The organism is Lentzea sp. NEAU-D7 (genome assembly GCF_026242055.1).
Taxonomy (GTDB): domain Bacteria; phylum Actinomycetota; class Actinomycetes; order Mycobacteriales; family Pseudonocardiaceae; genus Lentzea.
In genome coordinates this window covers 266,923-283,825 of the sequence record NZ_JAPJDL010000003.1, presented here as the reverse complement: position 1 = coordinate 283,825, position 16,903 = coordinate 266,923, and the positions used below count along the sequence as shown (strand labels likewise).

The window sequence follows — 16,903 nt, the reverse complement described above, 5'->3', positions numbered from 1 at the left end:
GGGCCTTTCGCTTGTCCTGACTAGGCCTTCGCCTTGTCCTCGTCCGGCAGCGGCGTGCCGGTCGGGACCTCGTCGGTCGGCGTGTCCGGCTTCTCCGTACCGCGCTTCACGGACTCGAGCAGCATCTGAGCCACGTCCACGACCTCGACGTGCGCACCCGCCAGGCCGTCGGACTGGCGTGCGGTCACGCCGTCGGTCAGCATCACGCGGCAGAACGGGCAGCCCGTCGCGATCTTCGACGGCGCGGTGGACAACGCCTCGTCCACGCGGTCGACGTTGATCCGCTTGCCGATCCGCTCCTCCATCCACATGCGAGCGCCACCGGCGCCGCAGCACATGGACCGCTCCTCGTGCCGCGGCATCTCGCGCAACTTCGCGCCCGACGCCCCGATCAGCTCACGCGGTGCCTCGTAGACCTTGTTGTGACGGCCCAGGTAGCACGGGTCGTGGTACGTGACGTCCTCGGTGACCGGCGCGACCGGCACCAGGCGGCGTTCGCGCACCAGCTTGTTCAGCAGCTGCGTGTGGTGCACGACCTCGTACGTGCCACCGACCTGCGGGTACTCGTTCGCCAGCGTGTTGAAGCAGTGCGCACACGTCACGACGATCTTGCGCTGACCGGCGGGCCGGTCCTCGAACACCGAGTTGAGCACCTCGACGTTCTGCTGCGCGAGCATCTGGAACAGGAACTCGTTGCCGGCGCGGCGGGCCGGGTCACCGGTGCAGGTCTCCTCCGGGCCGAGCACCGTGTACTTGACGCCCGCCGTGTGCAGAAGCTCGGCGACGGCGCGCGTGGTCTTCTTCGCGCGGTCCTCGAACGCGCCGGCGCAGCCGACCCAGAACAGGTACTCCGCGTCGCCCAGCTCGCCCTCGAACACCGGCACCTCGAACTCGAGGCCCTCGGTCCACGCCAGGCGGTCCTTGGCGTTCTGGCCCCACGGGTTGCCCTTGTTCTCCAGGTTCTTGAACATGCCGCCGAGCTCGCTCGGGAAGTTCGACTCGATCAGCACCTGGTAGCGGCGCATGTCGACGATGTGGTCGACGTGCTCGATGTCCACGGGGCACTGCTCGACGCACGCGCCGCAGGTGGTGCAGGACCACAGCACCTCGGGGTCGATGACGCCCAGCTCGTCCGGGCCGCCGACCAGCGGGCGCTCCGACTCGGCCATCGCCAGCACGTCGATGGACTCGAGGCGCTTCTTGTAGTCCTCGTACTTGTCCTCGGTCAGGCCGACCTCGTCGCCGGCCATGTCGCGCGAGCCGCCGGCCAGCAGGTACGGAGCCTTGGCGTAGGCGTGGTCGCGCAGCTGCGTGATGAGCAGCTTGGGCGACAGCGGCTTGGCGGTGTTCCACGCGGGGCACTGCGACTGGCAGCGGCCGCACTCGGTGCAGGTGGAGAAGTCGAGCCAGCCCTTCCAGCTGAAGTCCTCGACCTTGCCGACGCCGAACACGTCCTTGTCCGGGTCGGCCTCCTCGAGGTCCAGGACCTTGCCGCCGGACATCATCGGCTTCAGCGCGCCCAGGGCGACGCCACCGTCGTCCTCGCGCTTGAAGTAGATGTTGAAGAACGCCGAGAACCGGTGCCAGGCGACGCCCATCGTGAGGTTCCGGCCGACCACGATCAGCCAGATCATGCCGCTCAGCAGCTTGACCAGCGCCATCACCGAGACCCAGATGGGCGCGGCGGGGAGGATCTGCGCGAGCGGCTGCGTCACGAACGACGTCCACAGCGGGGCGACCTCCAGGCCGCTCGACTGCTTGAACGCCTTGACCAGCAGGATGCCGACGCCCTCGATGATCACGACGGCCTCGACGAAGTACGCGGACTTGAAGTCGGAGCCCTGGAAACGGGAGACCCGGTCGGCGCGGCGGGGGTGGTTGCGCTGGCGGATGACCGCCAGGGCCACACCACCGACGACCGTGCCCAGGCCCAGCAGCTCGATCAGCAGCAGCCACACCGACCACGTGCCGATGATCGGCCAGTGGAAGCGCGGGTCGAACACCTCGCCGTACGCCTCGAACAGCACCGCGGAGCCGATGAGGAAGCCCCACATCACCATCCAGTGCCACGGCGCCACCGAACGGAACTTCGCCATTCTGGTGTGCGCGACGAACTCGACGATCATCGTCTTCATGCGCGGCACGAACGGGCCCATGCGGGTGCCGTCCGGCTGGCCGAGCCGAATGATCTTGATCTGCTTCAGCACGGCGGCGACGAACACGCCCCAGGCGACGACGCTCACCGCCACGGCGACGAGTCCGAGAACCAGCTGGAGGGTCATGGCGGGATTCTAGGCCACGTTACTCATCAGTAACCACTTGGACGTGGCCGGTGTCTCCTCACGTACCGGTCAAGTATCCGGAAATTGATCAAAAACTTGTGGAACACTTGTTCAGGTAGTTGTCCCGAGCAGCCGGAGGCCGCCGTGTTGTACCTGTACCTCGCCGCGGCGATCGCGGCGGAGGTCGCCGCCACCGTCTCGTTGAAGCTGTCCGAGGGGTTCACCCGACTGTGGCCGTCCGTGGTCGTCGTCCTCGGCTACGCCGTCGCCTTCACCGTGCTTTCGCGCGCTTTGAAGTTGGGTATGCCCGTGGGCGTCGCCTACGCCGTGTGGTCCGCTGTCGGCGTTGCCTCGGTCGCGATCATCGGCTGGAAGTTCCTCGGCGAAACCCTCAACCCCACGATGGTCATCGGACTGGTCCTGATCATCGGAGGCGTGGTGACGCTCGAACTCGGGAGGACGCACTGACCGCGACAGCGGAGTTGCAGAAGGTCGACGGCCGCAAGGCGCGCGGCGAGAAGAAACGGCGCGCCATCGTCGAGGCCACCCTGCGCGTGATCGAACGCGACGGCGTCGCGGGCGTGACGCACCGCAGCGTCGCCCGTGAGGCGGGCGTGCCGACGACGGCACCCACCTACTACTTCGCGACGCTCGACGACCTGCTGATCGCGACCCTGCTGTGGTCGGCGGAAGAGCTGTGCGACGAGATGCTCAAGATCGTCGCGAGCGGCGGCAGCGCCCGCGAGATCGCGCAGAGCCTGGCGAAGGCGGTCAACGAGAACCGCGGCCGCACGCTCGCCGAGTACGAGCTGTACCTGCTGGCGGGCCGGCGTCCCGAGCTGAAGCCCGCCGCCCGCCGGTGGCTGGACCTGGCCGTGGAGGTGGTGCGGCCGGCGGACCCCGTCGCCTTCAGGGCGTTCCTCGCGGCCGTCGACGGGCTGCTGATGCAGGGCCTGATCGCCGACGTTGCTCCGAACGAGGACGAGCTGGAGCCAATCGTGTCCTTCTTGATCCGCGGCTGCGACGATTTCACGCCCGCCCCGCGGGAAGAATGAGGCCATGAAGTTCGCGCGAGAGGTGTCCGGCATCAGCCACGGGGTGAGCCTGGGGCTGCTCGCCGCGCTCTACGTGCGCGACTCGCTGGCGTTGTCGGTCGACGTCGAGCCGCACGTGCCGGGCCTGGACCCGTCGTTACCGGTGCAGGTGCCGCTGGGCACCGACCGCGCCGCGGTGACCGCCGAGTGGCCGGGCTGGTGGAACGACGCGCTCGACGCGTGCCGCCGCGGAGCCGAGCCCCTGACCGCCGAGGACGCCGAGGCGTTGCTGACCCGCCCGGCCAGCCGTGCCGCGGTGCTGGCGCTGAAGCCGGGCATCGAGCGGTTGCACCAGGTGCAGAGCCCTGCCGCGTTGCCGATGGGCGACGTGCTGCGCGGCATCGAGTCGCGCATCGGCCGGTGGGCGCAGAGCGTCGAGCTGCACATCGCCGAGGTGCCGGTCGACGGCCTGCTGTGGGAACGGATCGCTCCCGCGCACGTGCTGGCGTCGACGAGGTTCCTCAACGACCCGGCGCGCACGGCTCCCGCGTTGCGCGCGGTGCTCGAAGACCTGGTCTGAGAACGGTAGGGCCAGCCCCACCCCCGCTTCGGGGGCTTGCTGCCGTGTGACCGGGGCGCCGCGACCTCTAGTTTTGTGCTCATGATGAGGACGGCGCTGGTGGCGTTGGTGGTGGGGGCGGTGCTCGCAGTGTCGACCGGCTGTGGCATTCGCATCATGAAGTACGAGTTCTCCGACGACCACGTCGTGGCGGAGAAGTTCGCTTCGGTGAAGGTGCGCGGCGGCAACGACGCCGGGGACCTGACGATCCGGTACCAGCAGGGGCTGACCGAGACGAAGATCCACCGCAGGGTCGAGCACTCGAAGGACAACAAGCCCTCCGGCGTCTCGCACCGCGTCGAGGGCGACGCGCTGGTGCTGGAAGGCTGCGGCGACGACTGCGAGATCAACTACGACGTCCTGGTCCCGGACGCCAAGATCACGGTCCAGGGCGAGACCGGCTCCGGGGACGCCAGCTTCGAGGGCGTGGCCGCGGTCGACTACCGGACCGGGTCCGGCAGGGTGAAGGTCACCGACGTCGCGGGGGACGTCCGTTCGACCTCGGGGTCGGGTGACTTCGAGGCGGCCCGGATCGGCGGTGGCCTGATGGTCGAGGTCGGCTCGGGGAACGTGATCCTCGACCTGATCAAGGGCAAGACGATGGTCGTCACCCACTCCGGCGACGTCACCGGCACGGGGATCGACAACGAGGTCACGGCGGACGCGTCCTCGGGCAACGTCTCGCTCACGCTCCTGTCGGAGCGGTCGGTGCGGGCGAACTCCGGGTCCGGCGACATCAACCTGCGGATCCCCGGCGGCCCGTTCAGGATCGTCGGCCAGTCCGGGAGCGGTGACCGCCGGATCACCGTGCCGACCGATCCGGCCGCGAGGACCGAGCTCAAGCTGGACACCGGGTCGGGGGACATCCGCGTGGTCGGCATCTGAAGCAGAGCGACTGTGTCGAGGGCCACTCCACAAGGGGTGGCCCTCGGTGCGTTGTGAGGGAACAACCAGACCTTGTCGGCCGTTGGGACAGTCAGAAAGCTTGAGTCGGGTAGGCTCAAGGTTGGGTCGGGTGGCAAACTTGAGCCAGCAGCACTCAACAAGTACTAGCGGAAGGAACTCCAATGGCGCGTGCAGTCGGCATCGACCTCGGGACGACCAACTCGGTCGTCGCAGTCCTCGAAGGCGGTGAGCCGACGGTCATCGCCAACTCGGAGGGCTCCAGGACGACCCCGTCCATCGTCGCGTTCGCCAAGAACGGCGAGGTCCTCGTGGGTCAGCCCGCGAAGAACCAGGCCGTCACCAACGTCGACCGCACCATCCGGTCGGTCAAGCGCCACGTCGGCACCAACTGGCAGACCGACGAGATCGACGGCAAGAAGTACACCTCGCAGGAGATCAGCGCGCGCGTGCTGATGAAGCTCAAGCGCGACGCCGAGGCGTACCTGGGCGAAGAGATCACCGACGCGGTCATCACCGTCCCCGCCTACTTCGAGGACGCGCAGCGCCAGGCCACCAAGGAGGCCGGCCAGATCGCGGGCCTCAACGTGCTCCGCATCGTCAACGAGCCGACCTCGGCCGCTCTGGCCTACGGCCTCGACAAGGGCGAGAAGGAGCAGACCATCCTGGTCTTCGACCTCGGTGGCGGCACGTTCGACGTCTCGCTGCTCGAGCTCGGTGACGGCGTCGTCGAGGTCCGCGCGACCTCCGGTGACAACCACCTCGGTGGCGACGACTGGGACCAGCGCGTCGTCGACTGGCTGGTCGACCGCTTCAAGCAGGCCAACGGCATCGACCTGACCAAGGACAAGATGGCCCTCCAGCGCATCCGCGAGGCTGCGGAGAAGGCCAAGATCGAGCTGTCGAGCTCCAGCAACGCCTCGATCAACCTGCCCTACATCACGGTCGACGCGGACAAGAACCCGCTGTTCCTCGACGAGACGCTGTCGCGCGCCGAGTTCCAGCGCATCACGAACGACCTGCTCGAGCGCACCCGCGCGCCGTTCAACAACGTGATCAAGGACGCGGGCGTCTCCGTCGGTGACATCGACCACGTCGTGCTCGTCGGTGGCTCGACCCGCATGCCCGCCGTCGCGGAGCTCGTGAAGGAGCTGACCGGCGGCCGCGAGCCCAACAAGGGCGTGAACCCGGACGAGGTCGTCGCCGTCGGCGCCGCCCTGCAGGCCGGTGTCCTCAAGGGTGAGGTCAAGGACGTCCTGCTGCTCGACGTCACCCCGCTGTCCCTCGGCATCGAGACCAAGGGCGGCATCATGACCAAGCTGATCGAGCGCAACACCACGATCCCGACGAAGCGCTCCGAGACCTTCACGACGGCCGACGACAACCAGCCGTCCGTGCAGATCCAGGTCTTCCAGGGCGAGCGCGAGATCGCGGCGCACAACAAGAAGCTCGGCATGTTCGAGCTGACCGGCCTGCCGCCCGCCCCGCGTGGCGTGCCGCAGATCGAGGTCACCTTCGACATCGACGCGAACGGCATCGTCCACGTGTCGGCGAAGGACCTGGGCACCGGCAAGGAGCAGTCGATGACGATCACCGGTGGCTCCGCGCTGCCGAAGGACGACATCGACCGCATGGTGAAGGACGCCGAGGCCCACGCGGAGGAGGACAAGCGCCGCCGCGAGGAGGCCGAGGTCCGCAACCAGGCCGAGACGCTCGTCTACCAGACGGAGAAGGTCGTCAAGGAGAACGACGACAAGCTCCCGGCCGAGATCAAGGACAAGGTCAACGCCGCCATCGCCGAGGCGAACGAGGCGCTCAAGGGCACCGACATCAACGCCATCAAGACGGCGGTCGAGAAGCTCGCGACCGAGTCCCAGGCCATCGGCCAGGCCATCTACGCCAACGCTCCGGGTGCCGCCGGTGCCGAGGCCCCCGGTGCCGACGCTCCGGGTGCCGCTGGTGCGGGCGCCGGTGCCAAGGCCGGCCAGGACGACGTCGTCGACGCCGAGATCGTGGACGAGGACGAGAAGAAGTGACCGAACCGAGGCACGCCGCCCCTGACGAGGAGCAGCCTCAGGTAGTCGTGAACGACCGGCGCCGGATCGACCCCGAAACGGGTGAGGTCCGGGCGCCGGCCCACGCTGCCGGCGAGGAAGGTGCTGCTCCGGACGAACCTCTGGTCGCCGAGGTCGTGGACGAGGTGGCCGCCGAGCTGAAGACCCAGCTCGACGAGCGCACCGCCGACCTGCAGCGGCTCACCGCCGAGTACGCGAACTACCGCAAGCGGGTGGAACGCGACCGGGAAGCGGTGATCAACAACGCGAAGGCGTCCGTCGCCTCCGAACTGCTCTCGGTGCTGGACGACATCGAGCGGGCCGCCGCGCACGGCGACCTGACCGGTGCCTTCAAGGCGGTGGCGGACAAGCTCGTGTCCGCGCTGCAGAAGACCGGCCTGGAGCCGTTCGCGCACGACGGCGAGGCGTTCGACCCGTCGGTGCACGAGGCCGTGCAGCACAGCACGTCCCCGGACGTCGACGGCCCGACCGTCACGGCCGTTCTGCGTCGTGGCTACACCTTCGGCGACAAGCTCGTCCGGCCCGCGCTCGTCGCGGTGACCGACCACGAGCCCGCCGCGTCGTCCGAAGAAGCCTAGGGAGGAGGAGCCGTCCGGTGAGTCAGAGGGACTGGATCGAGAAGGACTTCTACCGCGAGCTGGGCGTCTCCTCCGAGGCGACCGCGGACGAGATCAAGAAGTCGTACCGCAAGCTCGCCCGCGAGCTGCACCCGGACGCGAACCCCGGTGACGCCAAGGCCGAGGCCCGCTTCAAGGCGGTCTCCGAGGCCTACGGCGTGCTGTCGGACCCGGCCAAGCGCAAGCAGTACGACGAAGCCCGTCGCCTGTTCGCGGGCGGCGGCGGGTTCCCCGGCTCCGGTGGCTTCGGCTCCGGCGGGTTCGACGTCAACGACCTGTTCGGCCGCGCCGCGCAGGGCACCGGTGGCGGTGGCCTCGGTGACCTGCTCGGCGGGCTGTTCAACCGGCGCGGTGGCGCGGCGGCGGGTTCGCCCACGCGTCCGCGCCGTGGTGAGGACGTCGAGACCGACGTCCGCATCGACTTCACCGAGGCGGTGAAGGGCGCGACGGTGCCGCTGCGCCTGTCGTCCCCCGCCGCCTGCACGACGTGCAGCGGTTCCGGTGCCAGGCCGGGCACCACGCCGCACACCTGTGCGACGTGTTCGGGTTCCGGTCTCGTCACGCGGTCGCAGGGCGCGTTCGCGTTCAGCGAGCCGTGCCGCGACTGCCGCGGCACCGGCCGGATCATCGACGACCCGTGCCCCGAGTGCGGTGGCGACGGCGTCAGCACCCGCACCCGCACGCTGACCGTCCGGATCCCCGCCGGGGTCGCCGACGGCCAGCGGATCCGCCTCGCGGGACAGGGCGAACCGGGCCGCAACGGTGGCCCGAACGGTGATCTGTTCGTGCGCGTGCACGTCAACCCGCACGGCATCTTCGGCCGTCAGGGCAACGACCTGACGCTGACGGCGCCGATGACGTTCTCCGAGCTCGCGCTCGGAACCACGTTGACCGTGCCCACGCTGGACGGGAAGGTCTCGTTGAAGGTGCCCGCCGGCACCGCCTCCGGGCGGGTGCTGCGGGCGCGGGGCAAGGGGATCACGAAGCGGGACGGGACCGCGGGCGATCTCCTGATCACCCTGGAGGTCGCGGTGCCGAACAACCTGTCGTCCGAGGCCCGCAAGGCTCTTGAGGCCTACGCGGACGCGACTAAGGACCACGACCCGCGCGGCGATCTGAACGCACTCCTTGAAGGGCGGTGAGTTCGGTGGGTTTTCCGTTCCCCCCGGGGACCGATGAGGACACGCCGTTCTTCGTGATCTCGGTGGCGGCCCAGCTGTCGGGCCTGCACGCCCAGACCCTGCGGTCCTACGACCGGATGGGCCTGGTCTCGCCGGGCCGCACGTCCGGCGGCGGCCGCCGGTACTCGATGCGCGACATCGTGCTGCTGCGGGAGGTCCAGCGCCTCTCGCAGGACGAGGGGGTGAACCTCGCCGGCATCAAGCGGATCATCGACCTGGAGAACCAGGTGGACGCGCTGCGGTCGCGGGTCGCCGAGCTCCAGCAGGAGCTCGCGCAGGCGATGGCGGCGGCGGACTCCGCGGCCGCCGCCGTGCACGCGTCCTATCGTCGTGATCTCGTGCCCATCCGGCAGGAGACCGCCCTCGTCGTCTGGAAGCCGAAGCCCCGCAAATGATCGAGCGACTCTACGAGGTCTTCGCGACGCCGCGTCCCAGCGTGGTCGACTTCTGTGACCACTGCGTCACAGCGGAGGACGTGGCGCCGTTCACGACCGTTCCGCTGCGAGAGCTGACCTCCGGCCAGGTCGGGAGGTTCTGGCTGAAGTCGGGGACGATCGGCGACGAGGACCTCGTGCGCTACCTGCTCCCGCGCGTGATGGAGCTGATCGCGGCGGGGGAGCTGGAAGCGGACTTCTTCTGGCTGCGCCTGGTGTCCGAGGCCTATGCGAAGGGCGACCCGCGTGAGCAGGCGGTCGTGCGCGAGTACTTCCTCGCCACACCGGTCGCGTTGGCCGGGCTCGTGCGCGAAGGGCCGGAGGAAGGCCCTTTGACCACGTGGTCCCGGACACCGGAAACGCTTGCCGTGCTGGAGGAAGCGGCGTTGAGCGAGCCGGATTCCAGCGGTGTGCTCTCCGACGCGCACGCGGAGCTCGAAGCTCACCTCTCCTCGAAGTAGAACCCGGCCTCCAGGTCTTCCAGGACGCCGGGTTCCTCCGGTTCCCAGCCCAGCAACGCCTTCGTGCGCTCACCGGACGTCGGAGCGTCTCGCGAGACCATGAACGCGAGCGGGCCGAAGTGCTCCTGGGCGCGTTCGGCCGGAATGCTCTCGACGGGCACGTTCAGCTTGCGGCCGATGACCTCGGCGATCTCCCGCATCGTGACGGCCTCCTCGGCGACCGCGTGCAGCACCGAACCCGCCGGCGCCTTCTCGGCGGCCAGCCAGTAGAGCCGTGCCGCGTCCAGCGTGTGCGTCGCGGACCAGCGGTTCGCGCCGTCGCCGGGATAGCCGGAAACGCCTGTGGCGCGGGCGGTCCTGACCAGGATCGGGATGAAGCCGGCCACGTCCAGTGCACTGTGGACGGTCGGCGGCAGCACGACGACCGCTCCTCGGACGTCCCGGGCGTCGATGATCGCGTTGCGGGCGGCGCCTCGCGGGCCCTCGCTGGAGATCCTCTCCTCCTCGGTGGCCGTGCGGCCCAGACCTGAGTAGGCCAGCGTGCCCGCCGTGCCGATCAGCGCCTTGCCGGTGCCGGACAGTTCGTCGAGGAACGCCCGGACGACGGCCAGATCGGCATCCGAGGCGCCCTGGTAGTCGCCCGCGTACATCTCGTCGTGCTTGAACGCCAGGTGGATCACAGCGTCCGCCTCGGCGGCGCCCTTGCGCAACCCGTCCAGGTCGTCCAGGTCGCCGAGCCGGACCGCGGCGCCCTGGGCGTCGAGCTTGGCGGCGGAGGCGTCGGAACGGGCCAGTCCGACGACCTGGTGTCCCGCTCGCAGCAGTTCCGGGACCAGCGCCGAGCCGACGTGGCCGCTGGCACCCGTGACGAAGACCTTCATGGCACTTCCTCCATGTGATGGGACTTGGTCTCATCACCGTAGCAGAGTGATGGGACCAAGTCGCATCACTTAGGATGTGGGCATGGGTCGATGGGAGCCGGACGCGCGGGAGCGGTTGGTGCGCGCCGCACTCGACCTGTTCAGCGAGCAGGGGTACGAGAACACCGCGGTCGCGCAGATCGCCGAGCGCGCGGGTCTCACGAAGAGCACGTTCTTCCGGCACTTCCGGGACAAGCGCGAGGTGCTCTTCGGTGGCCAGGACGTGCTGGCCGAACTGATGACCGGCGCGATCTCCGGCGCTCCTGAGGAGGCCGGGCCGCTGGAAGCGGTCGAGGCGGCGCTGGTGGCGACGGCCGTGACGTTCACCGACGAACGCCGGGCGCACGGGCCGCAGCGGCTCGCGGTGATCGCGGGCAACGACGAGCTGCGCGAGCGGGCCGCGTTGAAGATGGTCGGGTTCGCCGTCGCGATGACGGACGCGTTGAAGCGGCGTGGTGTGCCGGAGCTGGAGGCCGCCGTGGCCGCGGAGCTGGGCGTGCTGGCGTTCAACCACGGCTACGAGCGCTGGCTGGAGACCGGCGGGGACTTCGCGGAAGTCACCCGCCGGACGTTCAGCGACGTGCGTGCGGCAGTCGGCTCACTCGAGGGAGCCGAGTAGCTCCTCGACCTCGGCGGCGATGCGGTCCAGCGCCTGGTCGTTGTCGTGGGCGGCGATCGCGCGGTCCATCCAGTCCGCGACCAACGGCATCTGCTCGGGCCTCAGGCCGCGCGTGGTGATGCCCGGCGTGCCGAGCCGGATGCCGGACGGGTCGAACGGCTTGCGGGTGTCGAACGGGACGGCGTTGTAGTTCAGCTCGATGCCCGCGCGGTCGAGGGCCTGCGCGGCCGGCTTGCCACCGATCAGCTTGGACGTCAGGTCGATCAGCACCAGGTGGTTGTCCGTACCGCCCGACACCAGGTCGAACCCGCGCTCCAGCAACGCCTCCGCGAGCGCCTGCGCGTTCTTCACGATCATGTGCGCGTAGTCGCGGAACTCCGGCTGCGAGGCCTCCTTGAGCGCCACGGCGATCGCGGCCGTCGTGTGGTTGTGCGGGCCGCCCTGCAGGCCGGGGAAGACAGCGCGGTCGATCGCCTTCGCGTGCGCGGCGTCGGTGAGGATCATGGCGCCGCGCGGGCCCCTGAGCGTTTTGTGCGTGGTCGTGGTGATCACCGGCGCGTGTCCGACCGGCGACGGGTGCGCTCCGCCGGCGACTAGCCCCGCGATGTGCGCGATGTCGGCGACGAGCAGTGCGTCGACCTCCCTCGCGATGTCCGCGAACGCCGGGAAGTCGATGGTGCGCGGGATCGCCGTGCCGCCGCAGAAGATCACCTTCGGGCGTTCGGCGAGTGCGAGCGCGCGGACCTCGTCCATGTCGACGCGGCCGGTGTCCTTGCGGACCTCGTACTGGACGCTGCGGAACCACTTGCCGGTGGCCGAGACGCTCCAGCCGTGCGTGAGATGGCCGCCCATCGGCAGGGACATGCCCATCACGGTGTCGCCGGGCTGCAGGAACGCCAGGTACACGGCGAGGTTCGCCGGGGAACCCGAGTACGGCTGGACGTTCGCGTGGTCGACGCCGAAGAGCGCCTTCGCGCGCTCCTGAGCCAGCAGCTCGACCTGGTCGATGACCTGCTGGCCCTCGTAGTACCGCTTGCCGGGGTAGCCCTCGGAGTACTTGTTCGTCAGCACCGAGCCCGTTGCCTCGAGCACGGCCGCCGAGACGTCGTTCTCGGACGCGATCATGCGCAGCTTGCGGGCCTGGCGGTGTTCCTCGGCCTGGATCAGGGTGGCGATCTCGGGATCGACTTCGCGCAGCACGGCATCACTCCGTGCCGGGCACCCAGGCGTTCGGTGCGCTCGGCCGTCGCTTCCCGGTGGTCACTTCCACCCTCGGCACGCCAGTCGCTTCGACGTGCCGAGTTTAGTCCAGCGTGAACGGGTCGTACTTGATCCGGTCGAGCGGGGTTCCGGCGACCAGCATGCGGGACACCGTCGATCTGATCATGGCCGGGCTGCCGCAGACCAGGACGTCGCGCTCTTCCCACGCGCCGTAGCGGGTGACCACGTCGGCGAGGCTGCCCTGCTCGACACCTCGGACGCCGGGGTCGGACTCCAGCACCGGCACGACCGTGAGCCACGGGTTCGTGGTCGCGATGCGCTGCAGGTTGTCCAGGTCGTAGAGGTCCTCGCGGGTGCGGCCGCCGTAGAACAGGTGCACGCGCGGGTTCTCGCCGTACTGCGCCATCTCGTCGATGATCGCGTGCATCGGCGCGACACCCGTGCCACCGGCCACCATCAGGATGTCCGTCCCGGCCGTGCGGTCGACCGAGAGACGTCCCATGGGCGGTCCGATGCGCCACGTGTCACCGGCCTGCGTGTGGCCGACCACCGAGCGGGACACCCAGCCGCCGTCGACGGACCGGATGTGGAACTCGATGACGCCGTCCTCGCGCGGTGCGTTCGCCGGCGAGTAGTACCGCCACAGGCGCTTGCGCTGCGGCGTCTCCACGCTGACGTACTGACCGGCCTTGTAGCTCACCGGGTGGTCCGGCTGCAGGCGCACGACGGCCAGGTCCCACGAGACGCGCTGATGCTCCAGCACCGTCGCGTGCCAGTAGGCGGGCCCGTTGTCGGCGTCGGCCGCCTCCTGCATCGCCCTGGCCATGAGGGTGTAGGCCTCGGCCCACGCCATCTCGACCTTGGGCGTCCAGGCGGCGCCGGCGAACTTCTTCACCGCGGACAGCAGTGCCGTCCCGACCGCCTCGTAGTGGACGTTGATGACACCGAACTTCCGGTGGTCACGGCCCAGCTGACGCAGGAAGGGGATGAGGTCGTCCGGGCGGTCGACCATCTGCACCACGTGCACGAGGGCCCGCAGCAGACGGCTGCGTTGCACCTCCATGTTCGCGGGGAACATCTCGCGTGTGGCAGGCGAGAGCGAGAAGAGCATTCCGTAGAAGAACTTCGCCACTTCTTCGGAGTGCGGCTCCACCACCGCGAAGCTTTCCCGGATCATCCGCACCATCGCGGTGACACCAGGCGGGGGCTCTCGGTGGGGCGGGGTAGGGATGGGGCTCAGCACAGCGTTCGCAGTCATGGTCCGCGCGCAGTCTCCACGTTCTTCATCGTCGTTCTGAGTGGTGCCGGCAAGGCACCGTTCGTCCTCGTCAAGCATCCGTCCCCCGACAGGGTGGACAGTAACCCCTGATCGGGCCTTTTGACTCCTTGATGCCACCTTTGAGCGAAGCATGGTCACTCTAGGTGAGTAGTTGTTACCGCAACAGTGTGAATGTGAGGGTCCGTCTGTACCGGGTTGCGTGCTTGCGTGCTTGGGTTGGGCGCGTGTCCCTGCCTGAAACCACCTCACCCGACCGTGTCGAGCTCCCCGGCTCCCGCGGCGAGCACTTCCTCCAATGTGCCCTGGAGACGTCCGACCGCGCTACACGCTTCTACTCGGACCAGGTTCTCGATCACCTCAACCCCGCGATGGCCGAGTTCGTCGGCCGGATGGAGATGGCCTTCATCTCGACCGCTGACGCGGACGGGGAGTGCGACTCCTCCCTGCGCGCCGGGCCGGCCGGGTTCCTGCGGGTGATCGACTCGCGGACCCTCGTGTACCCCGAGTACCGGGGGAACGGGGTGATGGCCTCCCTCGGGAACATCATGGAGAACCCGCACGTCGGGATGCTGATGGTCGACTTCGCCGACGATCTGATCGGGCTGCACGTGAACGGGCGGGCCCGGATCGCTCCGGTTGAGGAGTTCGCTGTCGAGGACGAGGCGGAGAGTGGCGTTGGGGGGAAGGACGCCGGCGCTGGGGGTGCCGGGAGTGCTGGGAAGAAGGTTGAGCGGTGGGTGGTGGTGGAGGTTCAGGAGGCCTACATCCACTGCCGCAAGCACATCCCTCGGATGGTGCCTGTGGACCGGGTTCGGCATTGGGGGACTGATGACGTCAAGAGGAAGGGTGGCGACTTCTTCGGGGTGAAGGCCGACAAGATGAGTGGTGCCGGCGAGTGACGGGTCGCCTTGCGGGCGGCCTGGTCGCCTTGCGTGCTTCCCCTGGGGGCTCTGCCCCCAGACCCCCGGCAATCTGATCAGAGGGCCCGCGCCGTGCGCGGGTAGATGGCACGCCTGTTGCGTTGGGCGGCCGCCTGTTGCGTTGCTGGGTGCGTTGGCGGTGGGACCCCACCGCCCTTGCCTTGTGGAAGGACGGCTCGCCCTCGGCATCGCTTGGGTGGGCTGCTGCTCGCCTTCGGCTTCGCGTGCGATCCGGGCTCCAGCGGGTGGGCCGATCCTGTCCTGGGTGTGATGCATCAGCTACCGAATTAGTTGGCCTAGCTAACTATCTCCAGATATAGTTGTATGACATCAACTAATCACTGGAGGTGTGCCGGTTTGACTCGGCCCTCGTCGCATCGGGAGATCCTCGAAGCACTGTCCGGCATCTGGGTGGCGTTGCTGGTCGCGATCCTCAGCTCCACCATCGTTTCGAACGCTCTCCCGACGATCCTCGCCGAGCTCAAGGGCACGCAGACCCAGTACACGTGGGTCATCACCGCGATGTTGCTCGCGTCCACGGCCAGCACGCCGTTGTGGGGGAAGCTCGCTGACCTCTTCGACAAGAAGAAGTTGTTGCAGGCGGCGATCGTGTTGTTCGTCGTCGGGTCGGTGTTGGCCGGGTTCAGCCAGAACATGGAGCAGCTCATCTCGTTCCGGGTCGTACAGGGGCTCGGGATGGGTGGTGTGCAGGCTCTGGGGCAGGTCGTCGTCGGTGCGCTGCTCAGCCCGCGGGAGCGCGGGCGGTACAGCGGGTACACCGGGATGGTGATCTCCGCCGGGACCGTTGGAGGGCCGTTGGTCGGTGGGTTCCTCGTCGACTGGCCCGGGTGGCGGTGGTGTTTCTTCGTCTGTGTCCCGTTGGCGCTGGTGGCGCTGGCCGTGTTGCACAAGACGCTGCACCTGCCGGTCAAGAAGCAGCACGTGAAGATCGACTACCTCGGTGCCACGCTGATCACCGGTGGGGTGAGCCTGGTGCTGATGTGGGTGTCGTTCGCTGGTAAGGACTTCGCCTGGGTCAGCGGGGAGAGCGCGCTGTTCGTCGGTGGTGCCTTGCTGGCGATCGTGGGGGCCTACTTCGTGGAGCGGCGGGCCAGTGCGCCTGTCATCCCGTTGCACCTGTTCAAGAACCGGACCGTGGTGCTGGCGATGCTCGGGGGCGTCGCGGTCGGTACGGCGATGTTCGGTGCCTCGGTGTTCATGGGGCAGTACTTCCAGATCGCGCGGGGGTTCTCGCCCACCAAGGCCGGGCTGTTGACGGTGCCGTTGGTGCTCGGGCTGAGCATCTCGTCCACGGTCAGCGGGCAGTTGATCGCCCGGAGCGGGAAGTGGAAGAGCTACCTGGTGTGGGGGTCGTTCTCGCTGGTCGTGGGGCTTGCGCTGCTCGGGACGATCGACCACCGGACCAACCTGGTGCTGATGGGTGCCTACCTGGCGCTCGTGGGTGTCGGGGTGGGGCTGACCATGCAGAACCTCGTGCTGGCCGTGCAGAACGGGGTCGCGATGTCCGATCTCGGCGCCGCCAGTTCCACGGCCACGTTCCTGCGGTCGCTGGGTGGGACGGCCGGCGTCTCGGTGCTCGGGGCTGTGCTCGCTGCCTCCGTGAGCACCAAGACGCTCGACTCCGGCTCCCTCTCCCCCGTGGTGCGGGACTCCTACGGCGACGCGATGGGTGAGTTGTTCCTGATCGCCGCTGGTCTCGCCGTGTTCACGGTCATCGCGGTCCTGCTGATCAAGGAGCAGCCGCTGCGGGACTCGGTGGACGACGAAATTGTCACTCCAACGGGTTCTGGTGCACAGACGGTCGCCACTGAAATCGGTTCACCTGTGGATACTGACCAGCGGGTTGTGGACAACTCCGCATCCGCTGTGGACAAGCTGTTGGTGCTTTCGAGTGACAGCGATCAGGAGGTCGCGGCGCGTTCGGCTGCGCTGCGTTCCACGCAGAACTCGTTGCCCTCCGGGTCGCGCATCGTGACCCAGCCGGTGCCGTCCGGCCTGCGCTGATCGTCGAAGATCGTCGCGCCGATGCCGACGAGGCGTTCCACCTCCTCGTCGCGGGTGCCGTCGGTCGGCTGCAGGTCGATGTGCAGGCGGTTCTTGATCTCCTTGTCCTCCGGCACGTTGATGAACAGGTAGCGGATGCCGCCCGGCAGGTGGATCAGGCACTCCGGGTCGCCGGGGTTGTCCTCCGGGTCGAGCGGCAGGTCCAGGACCTGGCCCCACCAGGACGCGATGCCGTACGAGTCACGCGCGTCCACCGTGATGTTGTGGATGATTGAGGTCATGGCGCTGATCCTCGCCCAACCCGTGCGAGCGG

Annotated in this window: 17 protein-coding genes and 1 riboswitch; of the genes, 12 read left to right on the top strand and 5 right to left on the bottom strand. The window is 68.6% G+C overall.

The features are described from left to right. Positions 1-20: 20 nt before the first annotated feature. Complete coding sequence (locus ORI60_RS08270; protein WP_266035986.1) at positions 21-2,282, bottom strand: (Fe-S)-binding protein; 2,262 nt, start codon at positions 2,280-2,282, stop codon at positions 21-23. A 144-nt stretch (positions 2,283-2,426) separates the two neighbouring features. Between ORI60_RS08270 and ORI60_RS08265 the strand changes: the two genes are divergently transcribed. The 9 genes from ORI60_RS08265 (at position 2,427) to ORI60_RS08225 (ending at position 9,606) form a co-directional block, all read left to right on the top strand. Continuing rightward, entirely contained in the window at positions 2,427-2,750 is a 324-nt protein-coding gene (locus tag ORI60_RS08265; RefSeq protein WP_266035984.1) for a DMT family transporter, read from the top strand. A gap of 14 nt (positions 2,751-2,764) precedes the next feature. After that, complete coding sequence (locus ORI60_RS08260) at positions 2,765-3,337, top strand: TetR/AcrR family transcriptional regulator (protein ID WP_266035982.1); 573 nt, start codon at positions 2,765-2,767, stop codon at positions 3,335-3,337. A gap of 4 nt (positions 3,338-3,341) precedes the next feature. Then, on the top strand, positions 3,342-3,896 hold the full coding sequence (locus ORI60_RS08255) for a hypothetical protein (RefSeq protein ID WP_266035980.1): 555 nt from the start codon (positions 3,342-3,344) through the stop codon (positions 3,894-3,896). Positions 3,897-3,977: 81 nt separating this feature from the next. After that, positions 3,978-4,820, top strand: coding sequence for a DUF4097 family beta strand repeat-containing protein (locus ORI60_RS08250; protein WP_266035978.1), 843 nt, complete (start codon positions 3,978-3,980; stop codon positions 4,818-4,820). Positions 4,821-5,002: 182 nt separating this feature from the next. Next, entirely contained in the window at positions 5,003-6,874 is a 1,872-nt protein-coding gene (dnaK, locus tag ORI60_RS08245) for a molecular chaperone DnaK (protein WP_266035976.1), read from the top strand. Then, the gene (gene grpE, locus ORI60_RS08240; protein WP_266035974.1) at positions 6,871-7,491 is read left to right on the top strand and encodes a nucleotide exchange factor GrpE; all 621 of its coding nucleotides are present in this window, start codon (positions 6,871-6,873) and stop codon (positions 7,489-7,491) included. Before dnaK ends, grpE begins: the two co-directional genes overlap by 4 nt. 17 nt (positions 7,492-7,508) lie before the next feature. Then, positions 7,509-8,672: a molecular chaperone DnaJ gene (gene dnaJ / locus ORI60_RS08235; protein WP_266035972.1), complete on the top strand. Its 1,164-nt coding sequence runs from the start codon at positions 7,509-7,511 to the stop codon at positions 8,670-8,672. Positions 8,673-8,677: 5 nt separating this feature from the next. Beyond that, positions 8,678-9,106: a heat shock protein transcriptional repressor HspR gene (locus tag ORI60_RS08230; protein ID WP_266035970.1), complete on the top strand. Its 429-nt coding sequence runs from the start codon at positions 8,678-8,680 to the stop codon at positions 9,104-9,106. After that, positions 9,103-9,606, top strand: coding sequence for a hypothetical protein (locus ORI60_RS08225; RefSeq protein ID WP_266035967.1), 504 nt, complete (start codon positions 9,103-9,105; stop codon positions 9,604-9,606). Before ORI60_RS08230 ends, ORI60_RS08225 begins: the two co-directional genes overlap by 4 nt. Here the strand turns inward: ORI60_RS08225 and ORI60_RS08220 are convergent. Beyond that, complete coding sequence (locus ORI60_RS08220) at positions 9,588-10,487, bottom strand: SDR family oxidoreductase (protein WP_266035965.1); 900 nt, start codon at positions 10,485-10,487, stop codon at positions 9,588-9,590. The genes ORI60_RS08225 and ORI60_RS08220 overlap by 19 nt on opposite strands. A gap of 82 nt (positions 10,488-10,569) precedes the next feature. Between ORI60_RS08220 and ORI60_RS08215 the strand changes: the two genes are divergently transcribed. Then, complete coding sequence (locus tag ORI60_RS08215; protein WP_266035964.1) at positions 10,570-11,145, top strand: TetR/AcrR family transcriptional regulator; 576 nt, start codon at positions 10,570-10,572, stop codon at positions 11,143-11,145. Here ORI60_RS08215 and glyA read toward each other — a convergent pair. Continuing rightward, a complete protein-coding gene (glyA, locus tag ORI60_RS08210) occupies positions 11,125-12,345 on the bottom strand; it encodes a serine hydroxymethyltransferase (RefSeq protein ID WP_266035962.1) in 1,221 nt (406 codons plus the stop codon). The two genes, ORI60_RS08215 and glyA, sit on opposite strands and share 21 nt — an antisense overlap. A 13-nt stretch (positions 12,346-12,358) precedes the next feature. Continuing rightward, positions 12,359-12,443: riboswitch (ZMP/ZTP riboswitch) on the bottom strand. Between the two features lie 5 nt (positions 12,444-12,448). Then, the gene (locus ORI60_RS08205; protein ID WP_266035960.1) at positions 12,449-13,552 is read right to left on the bottom strand and encodes an FAD-binding oxidoreductase; all 1,104 of its coding nucleotides are present in this window, start codon (positions 13,550-13,552) and stop codon (positions 12,449-12,451) included. Between the two features lie 296 nt (positions 13,553-13,848). On the opposite strand from ORI60_RS08205, the gene ORI60_RS08200 reads away from it, so the two are divergent. Together ORI60_RS08200 and ORI60_RS08195 are read left to right on the top strand one after the other, a co-directional pair. Next, complete coding sequence (locus ORI60_RS08200; protein ID WP_416234382.1) at positions 13,849-14,544, top strand: pyridoxamine 5'-phosphate oxidase family protein; 696 nt, start codon at positions 13,849-13,851, stop codon at positions 14,542-14,544. A gap of 345 nt (positions 14,545-14,889) precedes the next feature. Next, positions 14,890-16,590, top strand: coding sequence for an MDR family MFS transporter (locus tag ORI60_RS08195; protein ID WP_416234374.1), 1,701 nt, complete (start codon positions 14,890-14,892; stop codon positions 16,588-16,590). Here the strand turns inward: ORI60_RS08195 and ORI60_RS08190 are convergent. Further along, positions 16,488-16,871: a VOC family protein gene (locus ORI60_RS08190; RefSeq protein ID WP_266035956.1), complete on the bottom strand. Its 384-nt coding sequence runs from the start codon at positions 16,869-16,871 to the stop codon at positions 16,488-16,490. The genes ORI60_RS08195 and ORI60_RS08190 overlap by 103 nt on opposite strands. Positions 16,872-16,903 lie beyond the last annotated feature (32 nt).

Coding starts and splice junctions, on each gene's coding strand:
- ORI60_RS08215 (WP_266035964.1), top strand. CDS start 10,570: ATGGGTCGATGGGAGCCGGACGCGCGGGAGCGGTTGGTGCGCGCCGCA.
- ORI60_RS08270 (WP_266035986.1), bottom strand. CDS start 2,282: ATGACCCTCCAGCTGGTTCTCGGACTCGTCGCCGTGGCGGTGAGCGTC.
- ORI60_RS08250 (WP_266035978.1), top strand. CDS start 3,978: ATGATGAGGACGGCGCTGGTGGCGTTGGTGGTGGGGGCGGTGCTCGCA.
- dnaK (WP_266035976.1), top strand. CDS start 5,003: ATGGCGCGTGCAGTCGGCATCGACCTCGGGACGACCAACTCGGTCGTC.
- ORI60_RS08195 (WP_416234374.1), top strand. CDS start 14,890: ATGACATCAACTAATCACTGGAGGTGTGCCGGTTTGACTCGGCCCTCG.
- ORI60_RS08190 (WP_266035956.1), bottom strand. CDS start 16,871: ATGACCTCAATCATCCACAACATCACGGTGGACGCGCGTGACTCGTAC.
- ORI60_RS08255 (WP_266035980.1), top strand. CDS start 3,342: ATGAAGTTCGCGCGAGAGGTGTCCGGCATCAGCCACGGGGTGAGCCTG.
- ORI60_RS08225 (WP_266035967.1), top strand. CDS start 9,103: ATGATCGAGCGACTCTACGAGGTCTTCGCGACGCCGCGTCCCAGCGTG.
- ORI60_RS08205 (WP_266035960.1), bottom strand. CDS start 13,552: ATGGTGCGGATGATCCGGGAAAGCTTCGCGGTGGTGGAGCCGCACTCC.
- ORI60_RS08220 (WP_266035965.1), bottom strand. CDS start 10,487: ATGAAGGTCTTCGTCACGGGTGCCAGCGGCCACGTCGGCTCGGCGCTG.